Here is a 14,723-nt window from a genome sequence, read left to right as displayed (position 1 = left end):
GGTGTTTTATGATTGAAGTTAGCAAGTTACGTCATATTCAATCATTTGGAGTGTCGGTTAGGTCGCGGCGGCGGCCCCGCTGGGACCGCGGCTCACTGCGGGCGAAGGGGAGCCCGGCAGAGGGAAGCCGTGATCGAGGCCGGTGCGGAGGGCCGGGCGCGAGGGCCTGCGGTCGAGTGGGGAGGGGACTGCGACAGTCGCGGTGTCCGGGTCTTGTCAGGCAATCGCCTGGCGCTAGGGCCAGTGCCGCGTGAGCGCTGCGTGCCAGCGTCGGCTGGGATACGCCTGGTGGTATCCCAGCGACACGTCGTGGCGTTCGCGACCCAGCACGCCACGCGCTCAGGTCCTCGGCTGGCGGCCGTCGCGCTTCCAGCCGGATATGGCACAGGACCGCGAGGCACCGATACGCCTCGCGGTCCCAACGTGACCCGGGTTGTGCCTCGCTCAGGCGCAGATCACCTTGTCGATCAACGAATAGAAGGCCTCATTCGCGGGCCCGTGCCCGAACGTCAGCGAAGCTTCCACCCGGCGCTTCCCGTCCGCGCTGGTGAACGCGATCGTCCCGTACCCGGGAATCCCGCCGGTGTGCCCGAAAACCGGGATCCCGCACGGCGTGGTCCGGGTCTGCAAGCCGAGTCCGTATTCCTCGGTCGCCGAGCGCGGGGTGGTCATCTGCTTCAGCAGCGCTGGCGGCACCAGCCGTCCCGACGCGAGCGCTTGGACGAATTTGTCCAGATCCGCGGTGGTGGAGATCATCTCGCCCGAGGCGCCGGCGACGCTCGGGTTCAGCTCGGTGACGTCGGCCAGCTTGCCGTTCATCTCCTGGTACCCGTGCGCGTGCTGGCCCGGAATCTTCGTGCGGTCGCCGGGGATCACCGTGTGGTGCATGCCGAGCGGGCGCAGGATCCGCTTGGCCGCCTCGTCGCCCCAGGCGTGCCCGGTGGTCCGTTCGATCAGCATGCCGAGCACGATGTAGTTGGTGTTGGAATACGAAAACTGGCTCCCCGGCGGGAAATCGAGCGGCTGCGCGGTCGCGATGGCCACCAGCGACTCCGGTGAATGGTGCTGGTAGCGGATTTTCTCCAGATCGGCGCCCTTCAGCGAGATCGACCGGAGATAGTTGTAGAGGCCGCTGGTGTGCTGCAGGAGCATCCGCACGGTGATTTCTTCGCCGTGCGGCAGCAGTCCGGGCAGGTATTGCTCCACGGGGGTGTCGAGCTGGAGCCGGTGTTCGGCGACGAGCTGCAGGACCACGGTGGCCACGAACGTCTTTGTTGTGCTGCCGATCCGGAATCGTCCGGTGGGCGAGACCGGTCGCCGGGAGTCCAGTTCGGACACTCCGGCGGCGGCCGTGCGGGTGTGTCCGTCCCGGACGGCGCGGATCTGCGCGCCGGTCGCGCCGGCCGTGATCATTTCTTGCGCGACTGTGCGCACGGGGTCAGCGGCGGCGGGCGCGGTGGGCGCGAGCAGGGCAGCGGTCAGGACGAAAGGCACAGTGTTGAGCATGGGTTTCCTCGTTCGGTGTTGGCACTCAGTTGCAAAAGACCTTGTCGAGCACGGCGCGAGTCCAGTCGAAGTCCGGGCCCCGGCCCAGCGTCACCGAAGCCTCGACGCGCCGTTTCCCGTCCGGGCTGGTGAACGCGACGGTCTGGAACCCGGGAATCCCGCCGGTGTGCCCGAAAACCCGTGCTCCGCACGCGGTGGTCGGGGTGCGCGAGCCGAGCCCGTACTGCTCGGTCGCGGAACGCGGGGTGGTCATCTGCGCCAGCAGGTCCGGCGGCACCAGCCGCCCCGCCGCCAGCGCCCGGACGAACCTGTCCAGGTCCGCGGTGGTGGAAATGATCTCGCCGGCCGCCCAGGCGACGCTCGGGTTCAGTTCGGTGACGTCGGCCAGTTTCCCGTTCATCTCCTGGTACCCGTGCGCGTGCGGGCCCGGGATCCCGGTCCGGTCCCCGGGAACCGACGTGTGGCGCAGTCCGAGCGGCACCAGGATGCGTTGCGCCGCTTCGGTTCCCTACGGGCGCCCGGTGGTCCGCTCGATGAGCATCCCGAGCACGATGAAGTTGGTGTTGGAGTAGGCGTGTTTGCTGCCCGGCGGGAAGTCCGGCGGCTTGGCGGTCGAGATCGCGACCATCGACTCCGGCGAATGGTGCCGGTACCGGATCTTCTCCAGTTCGGACCCGGGCAGCGGGAGGGAATCGGTGTAGTCGTAGAGGCCGCTGGTGTGCTGCAGGAGCATTCGCACGGTGATTTCTTCGCCGTGCGGCAGCAGTCCGGGCAGGTATCGCTCGACGGGCGCGTCGAGCCGGACGCGGTGTTCGGCGACGAGTTGAAGGACCACAGCGGACGTGAACATCTTGGTCGCGCTGCCGATCCGGAATCGCCCGGTGGGCGAGACCGGCTTTCGGGAGTCCAGTTCGGACACTCCGGCGGTGACGGTACGGGTGTGTCCGTTGTGGACGGTCCGGATCTGCACGCCGGTCGCGCCGGACGAGACGATGTCCTGTGCGAGCGCGCGAACCGGGTCCGCAGCGGCGGCGGCCGGAGTCGCGGGTGCGAGCAGTGCCGCGGCCAGCAGCAACGGAGCAGTGGTCAACATCGGCGTCAGTCCTTGCGGCGCGCGATGAAGCGCACGATCAGGACGAGCAGGCACGCCACGGCGATCCCGCCGGCGGTCATCCGGAACATGGTGTCCAGGCCGGTGAAAGCGCCGATCGAGTTCGTGGCGGCACCGGTGACGAAGAACAGGCCGAGCAACGTGGTGACGACCGGACCGCCGGCCTGGCGGCTGCGGGAAGCTTCCATTTCCATGCCGACGACACTAGAAACCGCCGGGGCCCGCCAACATGCCTTAAACCCCCGACTTCACGGTAGCGCCAGCGCTACCGCCGGCCGTTCAGGCAGGCCGGCACCCGCCGGTAGTCAGCTCCACGGCTGGCTGAAGAACAAGTAACCGCGCTGGGCACCGGTTTGCTGCCGTTGGCGGAGGGCGTCCTGCCGGGCCTGGCTGGAACGGCGGCCCGCGGCGCCCGGCTGTCCCTTGCGGCCGAGGTCCTTCGAGTCCACGATCAGCCCCGCTGCGAGCAGTACGACGACGATCCCACCCAGGATGACGAATGCTTCCAGCATGATTCCCCCCGACGGCCGGCTGTTCTCCCTCGTGCTCCGGTATCGCCAGACTACGGCCACACGGTGCCGGCGGCGGGAAACTTGAGGATGACTTAGGCTCGTTTGAGCAGCATTTAGGGTCTGCGGCCGCTTCGGGAAGTTTCGCGGGCGACGAAGCAACGGACACCGCTGTATCTCGTCTTAGGAGATAGGCGGACCATGGCTGAGCGAAGCTTCTCCGAGCGGGCCGTCCTGGTGCCGAACGCTCTGGCGGGCGAGCCGCGGCACGGATACGGGGTTCGTGAGGCGCGGGAGTCATCCGAACGCCGGGCGCGCCACGCAGCGGAAGTGCGGGCATGATCGGCGCCGAGGAGCAATACCGCGCGCTGGTGCGCGTGCTCCCGGCGTGGTACCGCGCCGAACGCGGCGACGAGATGGTCGCCACCCTGCTCGATCTGCACGGCGAGCGGGATCGCGCGGCGCTGCGGAGGGAACTGGGGGCGTTGCTGGCGCTGGGCGTGCGGACCCGGCTGGCGAGCAGGGCGGCGCCCGCGCGCACGGTCGCTTTCGGCGATCTGGTGCGGCAGGTCGCGCTCCTCGGCCTGCTCTGGGGCGTGCTGAAATCGGCCTCGACCGCCGGCGAAACGCTCTGGCTGCTCTCCTCCTCCGGCGACTACCCCGAGCAGTTCCGCGCGGCGCTGACCTCCGGCCTGACCACGGACCTCGTCCGGTTGGCGGCCTCGCTGATCCCGCTCGTGCTGCTGGTGGACGGGTGGCGCCGCCTGGCGCGGATCGCCGCCGGGGCGATCCTGGCGGCGGGCGCGATCTGGTTCCTGGTCAAGCATTCCTCCGGCCCCGGGCTCGAGCCGATCGGGTACTTCGTTCCGCAGTGGCTTCCGCTGGTGCTGGTGCTGGCGGCCTTCCACGTCGACGCCCCGCTGCCGCCGGCCCGGCCGTGGTGGTGGGTCGTCGGCGGAAGCCTGGTCCTCGGCCCCGCTCTCGCGCTCAGGTTCGGCCTCCCGGGCGATCCGGACCAGATCACCGGTTTGTCCCCGCTTGTCTGGTTGTGCGCGATCGCTGGAGGCGCGTACCTGGTGCTCCGGCTCCGCACCGGTCCACGTCCGGCCTGGACCTTCGCGCTGGCTCTGTGCATCGCCCTGGCGGTGGCCCAGAACCTGGTGCTGAAAAACGGGATCATCCCGTTCGGCGCGATGGTGGTCGCCCAGGTGTGCTGTGCCGGGGCGATCGTCATGGCATTGACCGTCGTCGGAATCCTCGACTATCGCCGGGTCGTCGCGAATCGCTGATCCTTCCCGGCGATCCGGTGGCCGGACGCTCCGGGAGCCGCGGTCCCGTTCGTGCGCCCTGGAACGGATTTCCGGGCAGTTGCCTCGCCGGCGTCGCTCAGGCTGGCGTGTCGTGGCCGGGATGTCGGCCGCGATCGCTGTATAGCCAGCGGTGAGAGTCTTCCGGGACGAGGAAAGGTGCATCACGCATGAGTGCCAGCGACGCCGCCGACGGAACCGGGGCGGGAGGGCCCGCCCCGGCGCACGCGCCGGGCAGGAGCAAGAAGGGCGCCTCCGGGGAGCGGCTGGTGCTGTTCACCGACGCGGTGACCGCGATTTCCATCACCTTGCTGATCCTGCCGCTGGTCGACCTCGTCCCGGAGGTCGCGGCCGCCGACGGTCGCGCCAGCGAGGTGATCACCGGTCACTTCAACCAGATCTGGAGTTTCCTGCTGAGTTTCGCGGTGATCGCGAACATCTGGCGGGAGCATCACCGGACGTTCTCCTCGGTCGCGAGGGTCACCCGCTCCTTCACGATGTGGAACATGGGGTGGCTGCTGTCCGTCGTCGTGCTTCCCCTCCCGACGGAGATGATCGGCGCCTTCGGCCGCGACCGGTTCGTGGCGGTGTTCTACTACGCGACGCTCCTGGCGAGCATGGTGTGCCGGTTCGCGATGCTGAGGATCCTGAAAGCCTCCCCGGACCTGATCGACGAGGACGAGCAGGAGCCGGAGACGCTCCAGGAGCGCTACACGGAGAGCTACCTCAACGTCCTGGCGCTGGTCCTGGCTTTGGCCCTCGCGCTCGCCGTGCCCGCGCTGCAGTACTACAGCCTGGTGCTGCTCGTCCTGCCCGGAAGGCAGGTGCTCCTGCGGCGCCGGCGGGCGAGCTGACGGCGGGCCGAAAGCGCCCCGTCCGCTTGCCCGGTAATCGATGGGGGATCTCTGCCTGGCCCGGTAAGTTGTCTGATATCTCGGTCCGCCGGGAATGACGACCCGTCAGATGGGGTCCGGTACGAGGGGAATCAGATGCACAAGGGTTTTGTCATGTCCGCCGGCCGTGCGGCCGTGGGGCTCGTCGCTGTCGCCGTGCTGGCGGCGTGTTCGTCGGAAACCACTGCCGCGCAACCGGAAACCGCCGCCGCGCGCGCCGAGGTCTTCGGCGCGGCCGGTTACCGCGGAATCGCCCCGGGGATGGCCAAGGAAGCGGCTCTCGCCACGGGGAAGCTCGCCGACGCACCGGTGTCCGTGCTGGACGGCTGCACGGTCTTGAGCTGGCAGGGCGGTCCCGCGCCGGATCAGGCCCGGCTTGCCGCCGAGGCCGAGGCGGAGCGGAAGGCCAAGGAGCTCAACGCCAAGGCGGACGACGCGGACCGGGCCGCGAAGCAGCCCGCGGGCAGGTCCGCCGCGGAATCGGCCAACGCGGCCGCCAAGGACGCGGAGGCGGCCCAATTGGCGGCAGACGCCGCGATGGCGAGTGCTGATCTGGCGGGCAAGCGGGAAGATCGGGACAAGGCGTTCGCCGCTGCCGGGGGCGCGTCGTTCGGGAAGAACGGCTTGCACGAGCTGGGTGCCCCGCCCGACGCCAAGACCGCGGAGGGCATCGGCGCCGGGTCCTCGCTGGCCGAGCTGCGCAAGGCGTACGACGCGCGCGGCCTGAAGGAGGGCACGGCCGGGCGGTTCGAGCTGCCCATCGCGGAAAAGCCGGGCTGGCACTTCGAGTTCACTCCCACGGCCGACGGCAAGGTCGGCGGAGTGGCGATCGCGGAGAGTGCCGTGAAGTGCGGTTGACGCGCTGCTCGCGGTTTTGAGTCCATTGTGGACGCGTGAAGGCCTCCTTGCCCGCAGCGGCAAGGAGGCCTTCGCTTTTCGCGAGAGGTTCGCCTCCTCAGATGACGTAGCGCCAGCCGGTGAGGGAGTAGGCGCTGAACCAGCAGCCGATGAGGACGAAGGCGGCGGTCGCGGCCACTGCGGTGCCTGGGCGGCGGGCGGCGAGACCGCGGGCGATCGGGAACAGCAGGATGAAGCCGGGGATCAGGAACCGCGGTTTGGCGGTCGGGAGGCCCGCGGTGCCCACGACCAGCACCACCATCCCGGCGCCGTAGGCGGCGAGCGGCCACCACCGCGACAACGGGCGCAGCGTCTTGGTCAGCAGGACGGCGAGCACGGCCGCGCCCAGCAGGAGGAAAACGGTCAGCGTCTCCATCACCGAAGAGCCGGATGCCAGCTTCTGCCAGGAGAATTCCGCCGCCTCGAGGCCCCCGTCGAAGCGGGTTCGCCAGTTGTCCCACTCGAGGTCGAACCAGCCGGTCGGGCTGCCGGTCCAGACCGCGACGAAGACCCACCAGCCGAGCAAACCGAGCGGGCACAGCACCGCGCAGATCATGGTCGTCCAGCGGTCGCGGGTGCGGATGAAGGCGATCACCGCGGCGACGCCGACGACGGCGATGAGTACCGCCGCGGTCGACCGGGTGAGTCCCGCGCCCACGCAGCAGGCGGCCGCCAGGAGCCAGCGGTGCTCGATCACCCCGACGAGCGTCCAGGCTGCGAACGCGGTGAACAGCGCTTCAGTGAAGACCATGGACTGCGTGATAGCGAGCGGTGCTCCGGCCCACAGCGCCACTAACAGCAACCCGGTGCGCGTCCGTCCGTCGATCCGTTGGGCCAGCCGGAAGATCGCGGCCGCGGCGAGGCATCCGGCGACGGTGCTCACCAGCAGCCCGGCCAAGACCGTGCTCCCCAACGTGACTGGCGCGAGAATCCGCAACAGCGTCGGGTACGCGGGGAAGAACGCGAGCGGCGTGTACGGCGCGTAGTTCCCCGCCGCGTCGTACAGGCCGCGTGTGGTGCCGAAGTAGCCGTAGTCGGCGATGTCCAAGTAGAACTGTCCGTCCCATGCCGTGAGGCGGCCGATGAGAGGCTGACCGGTCCTCGCGGCGAACAGCGCGAGCAGAGCGACGCTGAACACGCGGATGCACAGGTACCCGCCGATCGCCCGGACATACGGCCGCTGGTGCCAGCGGATCGCGGTCGGGACGAGGGCGGCTGGTTCGGCAAGTGTCGGCAAGATTGTTCTTTCTCGTGGAACGGGTTCCGGCGGACGGGTCAGCGCGCGCCGGTGGTCGTCGTTCGGTTCGGAGTCGTGCCGGCGGAGACGCGGCCAGTGGAGGCGCGGCCGGTGGTCGACGCCCCGGGGGAACCGCTTCCGGGCGTCGGATCACCAGTGGAGACAGGGGCGTTGCCGGTGGTGCCGAGCGGCGGGGTTTCGCTCGTTCGCTGGGGTCCGGCGGTCGTCGCGGCGGCCGGCTGGACGATCTGCGGCGCGGTGGCCGGGCCGCTCTGGCCCGCCGTCACCGTCACGACCAGGACCAGAGCCGTCATCAGGGCGCTCGCGCCTGCTGCGGCTAGGTTCCGCCGCCGGCGTTGTTCGCGGCCCTTCGCCAGCAGCCGCTCGGGGTCCACGCCGGGGGGCGGCTCGTCCGCCGGGCCGGCGAGCAGGATCACCGCACGTGCTTCTTCGTCGTTCATGCCCGCCCCTTCTGTGACGCGAGGACGGGAAAGTACCCGAGCTGACTGGGATCGAGGCGTTTGCGCAGGGTCGCCAGCCCGCGCGCGGACTGGCTCTTGACGGTGCCGGTCGTGCAGCCGAGCGCGGCGGCGGTCTCGTCGACGCTGAGGTCGTCCCAGAAGCGCAGCACGAGAACCGCGCGTTGCTTCGGCGGGACGCCGTCGAGCGCCGCACGCACGGCAAGCCGCTGGGCATGGTCGGGTTCCGGTGCCGTGCCGACGTCCGGCAGTTCGGCGGAAAGGCGCTCGCGCGAACGCCACTTCCGCCGGTTTTCGTTCAGGTACGCGCGCACGACCATCCGCCGCACGTAGCCGTCCAGTTCGCCCCGCCGGACCAGCCTCGGCCACACCCGGTAGAGCTTGAGGAAGGTGACCTGCACCAGGTCGTCGGCCCGGTGCCAGTCTCCGCACAGGACAAACGCGGTGGCGCGCAGGGATCCCGAAGACGCCATGACGTACGCGACGAACTCGTCGTCCCACCATGCCCCGCGCACGCCCTGCTCCACACCGGATACAGGCCGCGTGACGGCTGGCAGGTTGCACGCGGACAACGTGACTCAGGTCATACGAGATCAGCCGGGGTCGCCGTCCCGAGCGAGCCGAGCGCTGTCATGACTGGGCAGCTGAGCACGTGGCGGCCTGAATCTCCTCCGGCGAGGAGTCTTCTCGCCGTGCAGTGCGGTCAGTCGCGCACGGCTAGCTCGGACCCGCCGTCTCGTCGCCCTTCGCATCCGGACCCCGGCGCCTTGCCGGGAGACCGGGCAGCGCCGGGTTCATGGCCAGCGCGTGGCGGACGCGCTCAGGCTGGCGGGCCGTTAAGTCCACAGAGGACTGTCGTCGGCCGTGGGAAACGTTCAGCGCGCGGCAGGCAACACCAGTTCGCGGTAGTTGCGCAACGCCTGCCGCCAGGATTCCAGTTCCAGTTTCTCGTTCGCCGCGTGCATCTGCCGGGGATCTCCCGGGCCCCAGATCACGATCGGCGCACCGCCCACTGACCCGGCCAAGGCCGAAGCGTCGGTGAAATAGGTCGCGGCTGGCGCGGTGGCCTGGCTGGCGAGCGCGTCCGGCAAGCGCGGGGTGCGAACAGCGGGCAGGTCAAGATCCACCTCGGTGCTGATCGCCGGATCGAGCCCGGAAGCCCAGGCGAGCACCGGTGCGCCACCGTCCACAGTGCGCACATCCAGCGTCAGAACAGCCGAAGCGGGAACGATATTCGTCGCGGTGCCGCCCTCGAACGTGCCGACGTTGACGGTTTCCTCGCCCAGATAGTCCTCAGTGGACAGCGGGAGCGAATCGAGCGCGCCCAGCGCGCGGTCCGCGAGCAGCTGGATCGCGTTGCGCCCGAGTTGCGGGGTGGACCCGTGGGCGGCCTTGCCCGCTGCGGCGAGCCGCAGCCACGTCGCTCCGCGGTGTCCGAGCGAGACGCGGTTCTGCGTCGCCTCCGGGACCACGACGAGTCGCGGCGTCAGGTTCAGCGAGGACGAAGCCTCCGTTGCGCCCCGGCAGCCGATCTCTTCGTCGCTGGTGAGGAGGACTTGTGCGTCGGCGCCTGCTTCCGCGGCGTTGCGCAACGCGACCAGGGCGGCGACCAGCCCGCCTTTCATGTCGACGCTGCCGCGGCCGTGCAGGAACTCCTCGTCGACGTCTGCGGAAAATGGGGCACGCTCCCACAAATCGGGGGAGCCGACCGGGACTGTGTCGACGTGGCACACGAACAGCACCCCATCGGGCGAACCGGTGCCGAGGAGAACCCACGGCCTCCCGGAAGTGGAACGTTGCAGCACGCGGACGCCTGAAACAGCAGTGGCGTAGGAGACGGCCAGCTCCTGCGCGGCGGCCTGCGCGGCGTTGTCGCCGGAAGTGGTGTCCTGGCGCACCAGATCGCGCAACAGGGCGAGGGCTTCGTCGGTCATGCGGAGTGCTCCCGGGTCGATTCGCGGACGACGAGCTGCATGGAGAGCACGTGGTCCGCCGGGCTCTCGCCGGCCGCGAGACGGGTGATCTCGTCGACCGCCTTGCGGGCCATCTGCTCGGTCGGCTGCGCGACGGTGGTCAGCCGGGGCGAGGTCCATTCGCCGAGAGTGATTCCGTCGCAGCCGATCACCGACAGGTCTCCCGGCACCGCGACTCCCGCGCGGCGGGCCGCTTCGAGCAGGCCGACCGCGGCGATGTCGCTCGCGGTGAACACGGCTGTCGGCGAAGCGTCGGCCCGCGCCATGTGCGCGAAGAAGTTCATGCCGAAAGCCGAGCTGAAGGTGCCGCGCACGATCATCGATTCGTCGACCTCGACCCCGTGCGCCTTCAGCGCCGCGCGGTATCCGGCCTCGCGCTGGTCGGCCGTCCGCAGTCCGGCCGGGCCGCCGACGTGCGCGATGAGCCGGTGGCCCTGGGAGATCAGGTGGGTGGTCGCCTGGTACGCGCCGCCGAAGCTGTTCGCGGTGACGTGCGCGATCCGCGGCCCGGCGGCCTCGACGTACTCGTCGAGGAAGACCACCGGGAAGTCGCCGGCCAGCCGGCTCGCGAAGGCCTCGTTGGTGGTGTTCATCCCCAGATAGATCAGCCCGCCCACGTCCGGCACGCGCATCAGGCGTTCGACGCTGGCGCGCTCCCGCGACGGCGACGACCCGGTGAGGGCGGTGAACACGTCGATGCCGTCCGCCGCGGCGGCGTCGGCCACCGCGTCCGCCAGCGTGGAGAAATACGGGTTGTCCAGCGACGGGACCACCAGGCCGAGGCTGAGCCCGGTCACCTGTTTCCGCACGGGCGGATGCCCTTCGGCGGACAGCGCGGCGTCGATGCGCCGGGCCGTCTCGGAGGCGACGTTGAGCTCGCCCCGGACGTACCTCGACACCGTCGACACGGCCACCCCGGCCTCTCGGGCCACCTTCGCCAGCGACATCCGGCTCCTCCCCGTTGAGCGTTGACGGCGACTGCAACCGCATCTTATATTGGCGTTGTTGCGCTACGTTGCGCAACACGCGCTAAGCACTTTCGCCCCGAAGGAGTCGTCGATGGTCAAGGTCCTGCTAGCCGGGGAGTCGTGGGTCAGTGCGACGATCGACCACAAGGGATACGACCCGTTCGCGCACACGCAGGTGGAGATCGGGTGCGCGCGGCTCCTGGCGGCGCTGGCGGCGGAGGGGGTCGAGGTGACTCACCTGCGTTCGCACGACGTGGCCGAGAAGTTCCCGCGGACGCTGGAGGAACTCGAGGCCTACGACGTCGTCCTGCTCTCCGACGTGGGCTCCAACACCCTGCTGCTGCACCCGGACACGTTCACCCTCGGCCGTCCGTCGCCCAACCGGCTCAAGCTGCTGCGCGAGTGGGTCCGCGGCGGCGGCGGCCTGATGATGGCCGGCGGCTACCTGAGCTTCCAGGGCTTCGAGGGCAAGGCCAACTACCACCGGACGCCGATCGAGGAGATCCTCCCGGTCGACATCGACCCGTTCGACGACCGCGTCGAGACGCCGGAGGGCGTGCGCGCCCAGGTCGTGCGGTCCGGCCACCCGGTGGTCGCCGGGCTCGACCAGGAGTGGCCGATCCTGCTGGGCTACCAGCACACCACGCTGAAGCCGGACGCCGAGCTGCTCGCCACCGTGGAGGGCGACGTCATGCTGGCCGCTCGCCAGGTCGGGCGGGGCCGCACCCTCGCCTTCACCTCGGACATCTCCCCGCACTGGGCTCCGGAGGAGTTCATGAGCTGGGACGGCTACGGCAAGCTCTTCGCTCAGGCCCTGACCTGGCTCGCCGGACGCGAAATCTGAGCCGCGCGCACTCGGGATCAAGGAGGATTCGATGAGTACGTCACCCACCCGCCGCGCGACCTCGGCCGTCGTGCTGACGATCGCGACCGTCTTCGCCGGGATGCTCGGCCCGTTGCAATCGCTGGTCAACGGGCACCTCGGCACCGCGCTCGGCGACGGGCACGCCGCCGCGCTGGTGTCCTTCGGCACCGGCTTGGCGCTGATGCTGGTCATCGTGCTGGCCCGCGCCCGGACGCGCACCGCGTTCTTCCGGCTGCCGGGTCAGCTGGTGCGCGGCGAGATCCCGAGGTGGAACTTCTTCGCGGGCCTGTGCGGTGCGGTGATCGTGCTCTCCGAGGGCGTGACGGTGGGCTTCCTCGGGGTGGCGATCTTCCAGACCTCGCTGATCTCCGGCATGGTCATCTCCGGCGTCGTGTGCGACCGGCTCGGCATCGGCGTCCCGTTCAAGCAGGCGATGAGCGCGCCGCGCGTCGCCGGGGCGATCCTGGCCATCTGCGCCACGGTGCTGGTGGTCTCCCCGAACTGGTCGGCCCCGCACATGATCGCGCTGGCGATCATGCCGTTCGTCGGCGGTCTGCTCGCCGGCTGGCAGCCCGCGGGCAACTCGGAGATCGGCCTGCTGTCCGGTTCGATGTTCATCTCCATCACCTGGAACTTCCTGATCGGCTTCGTGGCGCTCGGCCTCGTGTACGTGGTGCGGATGGCGGCCGCGGGCGCGCACTTCGCCTTGCCGGGCACGTGGTGGATGTACTTCGGCGGACCGCTCGGCCTCCTGTCGATCGCGCTGATGGCCTTGCTGGTGCGCGGTTTGGGGCTCTTGCTGCTGGGCCTGGCCTCCACCGCCGGTCAGCTGATCGGGTCGCTGCTGCTCGAAATCGTCGCTCCCGCAGCGGGTTCCAGCCTGCACCTGGTCACCGTCCTCGGGGCCGGCGTGGCACTGGCGGCCGCGGCGATCGCGATGATTCCGTCGCGGCACACAGCCGAACCGGCGGTCCTTGCCCAGCCAGCCGAGGTGCGTCGTGGCTGAAGTGCGCGGCGTCCTCGGTGCGGTGGACGCGGCGGACCTCGGGCTGGTGCTGCCGCACGAGCACCTCTTCAACGATCTGTCGTCCGCAGTCGCTGAGCCCTCGTACGCCTCCACGCGTCGGCTCGTCGAGGCGGAAGTGGGTCCGGGCTGGCAATTCCTGCTTCGCCAGGATCCCTACTGCTGCGCCGACAACGTGGCGGTGAAGGACCACGCGAGCGTCGTGCGCGAGGTGGCCGCGTTCGCCGCGGCCGGCGGCGGCACGGTCGTCGACGCGACCGGCAGCGCGTCGATCGGCCGGGATCCGCGAGCCCTGGCGGCGGTGGCCGAGGCGACCGGCGTCAACGTCATCATGGGCACCGGTGCGTACCTGGAGAAGTTCGAGGGCGAGCGCATCACCGCGGTCACCGTCGAAGCGCAGACCGCGCGCATTCTCTCGGAGCTGGACGAGGGCGTCGGCGAAACGGGGATCCGGGCCGGGGTCGTCGGCGAGGTCGGCGTCTCTCCGCTTTTCACCGACGGGGAGCGGGCTTCGTTGCGGGCCGCGGCGTTCGCGCAGGCGGCGCGGCCGGCCGTCGGGCTCAACATCCACCTGCCGGGCTGGCAACGTCGCGGGCACGAGGTGCTCGATCTGGTGCTGGACGAATGCGGGGCGGTTCCGGGGAAAGTGGCGCTGGCGCACAGCGATCCGTCCGGCGACGACCCGGGCTACCAGCGCGAGCTTCTCGAACGCGGCGTGCTGCTGGAGTTCGACATGATCGGTCTCGACATCTCGTTCCCCGGCGAAGGCGTCGCCCCGACGGTCTCCCAGACCGCTCGCGCCGTGGCGCGGTGGGTGCACGAGGGCTTCGGGGAGCAGATCATGTTGTCGCACGACCTGTTCCTGAAGCAGATGTGGACGCAGAACGGCGGGAACGGCCTCGTGTTCGTGCCGACGGTCTTCGCCGATCTGCTCGAAGCCGAGGGTGTGGCGGCCGACGCCGTGGCCCGGCTGACGCGGGACGTCCCGGCTCGATGGCTGACCGCATGAGCCCGGCGGTGGCGGTAGTCGCGTCGCTCAACGTCGACCACATCGTCCAGGCGCCGCGCATCCCGGAGCCAGGGGAGACCCTGATGGGATTCTCGACGAGCCGGGAGCTGGGCGGAAAAGGCGGCAACCAAGCGGTCGCCGCCGCCCGGCTCGGCGCGGACGTGGCCGTGCTCGGGTGCGTCGGCCGGGACGAGGACGGCGACGAGTACCGGGAAGCCCTGCTCGCCGAGGGCGTGGACGTCGCGCACCTGCGAACCTCGGCGCTGCCGACGGGACGGGCGGCGATCACCGTCGACGCGGAGGGCGTCAACTCGATCGTCGTCGTGGCCGGGGCGAACGCCGACATTCCGGCCGCGGCGGCCGAAACGGCGATCAGCGAGTTGCCGGGACTTCGGGTGGTGGTGGGCCAGTTGGAGGCGGCGGCCGACGCGACGGAACGCGCGTTCGCGGCCGCTCGCGAGCGTGGCGTGCTGACGGTGCTCAACACCGCGCCGGTCGACGATGTGGCCGCGAAGCTGCTGCCGCTCAGCGATGTGGTGGTGGCGAACGAAATCGAGTTCCGGCAGCTCACCGGTCAGGAGCCGGTCGACGGCGGCAGCCTGCGGCGCGGCAGTGCCGAACTGTTCGCCGCCGGGTGCCGGTGGGCGATCGTGACGCTGGGAGCCGAGGGATGCGCCGTCCTCGACGCGTCGTCGTCCGCGCGTGTCCCGGCGGTTTCCGTCCGGGCAGTGGACACCACGGCAGCGGGGGATTCGTTCGTCGGAGCGCTTGCCGCGCGGCTCGCGGAAATCCCCGGTGAGCCGACGACCGCGGATGTGGTGGCGGCTTGCGGGTTCGCGGCCAAGGTAGCCGCTGTCGTCGTGACGCGGCACGGAGCGCATCCTTCGCTGCCGACCTTGGCCGAGGTCCTCGACGCGTGACTCGGCGGCGGCATCCTCGCCGGAT

Annotated in this window: 15 protein-coding genes and 1 pseudogene; 7 read left to right on the top strand and 9 right to left on the bottom strand. The window is 70.1% G+C overall.

Features of this window, described 5'->3' with window-relative positions; translation table 11 throughout:
• Positions 1-444: 444 nt before the first annotated feature.
• The 4 genes and pseudogenes from ACZ7SW_RS30260 to ACZ7SW_RS30245 form a co-directional block, all read right to left on the bottom strand.
• A complete protein-coding gene (locus tag ACZ7SW_RS30260) occupies positions 445-1,506 on the bottom strand; it encodes a serine hydrolase domain-containing protein (RefSeq protein WP_470233760.1) in 1,062 nt (353 codons plus the stop codon).
• A gap of 25 nt (positions 1,507-1,531) precedes the next feature.
• Positions 1,532-2,599 (bottom strand): annotated as a pseudogene (locus ACZ7SW_RS30255) (serine hydrolase domain-containing protein).
• A 5-nt stretch (positions 2,600-2,604) separates the two neighbouring features.
• On the bottom strand, positions 2,605-2,811 hold the full coding sequence (locus ACZ7SW_RS30250) for a hypothetical protein (RefSeq protein ID WP_470233759.1): 207 nt from the start codon (positions 2,809-2,811) through the stop codon (positions 2,605-2,607).
• A 111-nt stretch (positions 2,812-2,922) separates the two neighbouring features.
• Complete coding sequence (locus ACZ7SW_RS30245) at positions 2,923-3,129, bottom strand: hypothetical protein (protein ID WP_470233758.1); 207 nt, start codon at positions 3,127-3,129, stop codon at positions 2,923-2,925.
• A 335-nt stretch (positions 3,130-3,464) separates the two neighbouring features.
• Between ACZ7SW_RS30245 and ACZ7SW_RS30240 the strand changes: the two genes are divergently transcribed.
• From ACZ7SW_RS30240 to ACZ7SW_RS30230, 3 genes are all read left to right on the top strand, one after another.
• Entirely contained in the window at positions 3,465-4,415 is a 951-nt protein-coding gene (locus tag ACZ7SW_RS30240) for a hypothetical protein (protein ID WP_470233757.1), read from the top strand.
• Between the two features lie 188 nt (positions 4,416-4,603).
• Positions 4,604-5,287, top strand: a complete 684-nt coding sequence (locus ACZ7SW_RS30235; RefSeq protein ID WP_470233756.1) for a TMEM175 family protein — start codon at positions 4,604-4,606, stop codon at positions 5,285-5,287.
• A gap of 153 nt (positions 5,288-5,440) precedes the next feature.
• Positions 5,441-6,184, top strand: a complete 744-nt coding sequence (locus tag ACZ7SW_RS30230) for a hypothetical protein (protein ID WP_470233755.1) — start codon at positions 5,441-5,443, stop codon at positions 6,182-6,184.
• 97 nt (positions 6,185-6,281) lie between these two features.
• Here the strand turns inward: ACZ7SW_RS30230 and ACZ7SW_RS30225 are convergent, their stop codons facing one another.
• The 5 genes from ACZ7SW_RS30225 to ACZ7SW_RS30205 all read right to left on the bottom strand — a co-directional run bounded on the left by ACZ7SW_RS30225 (position 6,282) and on the right by ACZ7SW_RS30205 (position 10,859).
• The gene (locus ACZ7SW_RS30225) at positions 6,282-7,460 is read right to left on the bottom strand and encodes a hypothetical protein (RefSeq protein ID WP_470233754.1); all 1,179 of its coding nucleotides are present in this window, start codon (positions 7,458-7,460) and stop codon (positions 6,282-6,284) included.
• A gap of 38 nt (positions 7,461-7,498) precedes the next feature.
• Positions 7,499-7,921: a hypothetical protein gene (locus ACZ7SW_RS30220; protein ID WP_470233753.1), complete on the bottom strand. Its 423-nt coding sequence runs from the start codon at positions 7,919-7,921 to the stop codon at positions 7,499-7,501.
• The gene (locus ACZ7SW_RS30215) at positions 7,918-8,454 is read right to left on the bottom strand and encodes a SigE family RNA polymerase sigma factor (protein ID WP_470233752.1); all 537 of its coding nucleotides are present in this window, start codon (positions 8,452-8,454) and stop codon (positions 7,918-7,920) included. Before ACZ7SW_RS30215 ends, ACZ7SW_RS30220 begins: the two co-directional genes overlap by 4 nt.
• A 360-nt stretch (positions 8,455-8,814) precedes the next feature.
• Positions 8,815-9,873 (bottom strand): M20 family metallopeptidase, encoded by a 1,059-nt coding sequence (locus ACZ7SW_RS30210; protein ID WP_470233751.1) that lies wholly within the window; start codon positions 9,871-9,873, stop codon positions 8,815-8,817.
• Positions 9,870-10,859 (bottom strand): LacI family DNA-binding transcriptional regulator, encoded by a 990-nt coding sequence (locus ACZ7SW_RS30205; RefSeq protein WP_470233750.1) that lies wholly within the window; start codon positions 10,857-10,859, stop codon positions 9,870-9,872. The genes ACZ7SW_RS30210 and ACZ7SW_RS30205 overlap by 4 nt, the downstream gene beginning before the upstream one ends.
• A 112-nt stretch (positions 10,860-10,971) precedes the next feature.
• On the opposite strand from ACZ7SW_RS30205, the gene ACZ7SW_RS30200 reads away from it, so the two are divergent.
• The 4 genes from ACZ7SW_RS30200 to ACZ7SW_RS30185 are packed head-to-tail and all read left to right on the top strand — an operon-like array spanning position 10,972 to position 14,698.
• Positions 10,972-11,724 carry a glutamine amidotransferase gene (locus ACZ7SW_RS30200; protein ID WP_470233749.1) on the top strand — a complete coding sequence of 251 codons (753 nt, stop codon included), beginning with the start codon at positions 10,972-10,974 and terminating at the stop codon, positions 11,722-11,724.
• Between the two features lie 31 nt (positions 11,725-11,755).
• Complete coding sequence (locus ACZ7SW_RS30195; protein WP_470233748.1) at positions 11,756-12,751, top strand: DMT family transporter; 996 nt, start codon at positions 11,756-11,758, stop codon at positions 12,749-12,751.
• Positions 12,744-13,778, top strand: a complete 1,035-nt coding sequence (locus tag ACZ7SW_RS30190) for a phosphotriesterase family protein (RefSeq protein WP_470233747.1) — start codon at positions 12,744-12,746, stop codon at positions 13,776-13,778. The genes ACZ7SW_RS30195 and ACZ7SW_RS30190 overlap by 8 nt, the downstream gene beginning before the upstream one ends.
• Entirely contained in the window at positions 13,763-14,698 is a 936-nt protein-coding gene (locus ACZ7SW_RS30185; protein ID WP_470233746.1) for a ribokinase, read from the top strand. The genes ACZ7SW_RS30190 and ACZ7SW_RS30185 overlap by 16 nt, the downstream gene beginning before the upstream one ends.
• Positions 14,699-14,723: the final 25 nt, after the last annotated feature.

The sequence above is a fragment of the Amycolatopsis sp. NPDC114484 genome, assembly GCF_055633755.1.
The sequence above is the reverse complement of the archived record's forward strand: the minus strand, read 5'-3'. Positions and strand labels throughout refer to the sequence as shown.